General features: G+C 66.4%; 1 protein-coding gene and 1 pseudogene. Both read left to right on the forward strand.

Annotated elements, in window-relative coordinates; translation table 11 throughout:
• Positions 1-252, forward strand: a pseudogene (locus ACWDNU_RS46890) (hypothetical protein); the annotation flags it as partial.
• A gap of 371 nt (positions 253-623) precedes the next feature.
• On the forward strand, positions 624-1,004 hold the full coding sequence (locus ACWDNU_RS46895) for an NADH-quinone oxidoreductase subunit A (protein WP_355272057.1): 381 nt from the start codon (positions 624-626) through the stop codon (positions 1,002-1,004).
• The last annotated feature ends 66 nt before the right edge of the window (positions 1,005-1,070 follow it).

Below are 1,070 nucleotides of genomic sequence, written 5' to 3' on the forward strand. Positions count from 1 at the left end.
GTCATCGAGCAGATGGACGCGGGCGGGATCGATCTGGCGATCCTGGACGGGGAGTCCGCGCCCGCGGGCGGCCTCGGCATCGCCAAGCAGCTCAAGGACGAGATCGACGAGTGCCCGCCGGTGGTCGTGCTGACCGGCAGGCCCGACGACGCCTGGCTGGCGAACTGGTCGCGCGCCGAGGCCGCGGTCTCGCACCCCATCGACCCCATGCAGCTCACCCACGCGGTCACCAGCATCCTGCTCGCCCGCTGATCGGCGACCTCCGGGCATCGTCCCGGCCCCGCGGATAGTCCCACGCCCCACAGTTCTGCCTATTACCACTGGTAACACCAGTGGTTACCTGGCGTGCGCCGATCCGGGATTACCCCCGGATCGCTCATGAATCGCTGTATCGAAATCGATCAAAGCCCACCCCGGAAACGCGCGGCGCGCCCCCGCAACGGCGGTAGTCTGTGCTCTAGCTCACACGAGCGCGGGCTCCTGTATAACGCTCCGCCATCGCTGCACAGCCTTGCGCGAGCCCCGTATCGGCGGACAACGTTGTCGGCCCCGTCTCGCCAAAGCTGCCGTCCGCGGCCGGGCCACACGGCTCGACCTGCTCCAGCGAGGAGGGGAAAGCAGTCGTGAATATCGAGGTGCCCGCGCTCGTACTCGGCGCCATCGCCGCCGCGTTCGCGGTGTTCTCCGTCATCATGGCGGCGCTGATCGGCCCGAAGCGGCGCAACCGGGCCAAGCTGGAACCCTACGAATGCGGCATCGAGCCGACCCCGCACGCCATCGCGGGTGGCCCCGGAAACGCCACGGGACAGCGCTTTCCGGTGAAGTACTACCTCACCGCGATGTTGTTCATCATCTTCGACATCGAGATCGTGTTCCTCTACCCGTGGGCCGTGCACTTCGATGCGCTCGGGCTCTTCGGTCTCGCCGCGATGGCGCTGTTCATCGTCAATGTGTCGGTCGCCTACGCCTACGAGTGGCGGCGCGGCGGCCTCAGCTGGGAATGAGTGGGAAATAATGGGTCTCGAAGAGAAACTGCCCAGCGGGTTCCTGCTGAGCACCGTGGAAGATTT

The organism is Amycolatopsis sp. NPDC003676 (assembly GCF_053587275.1).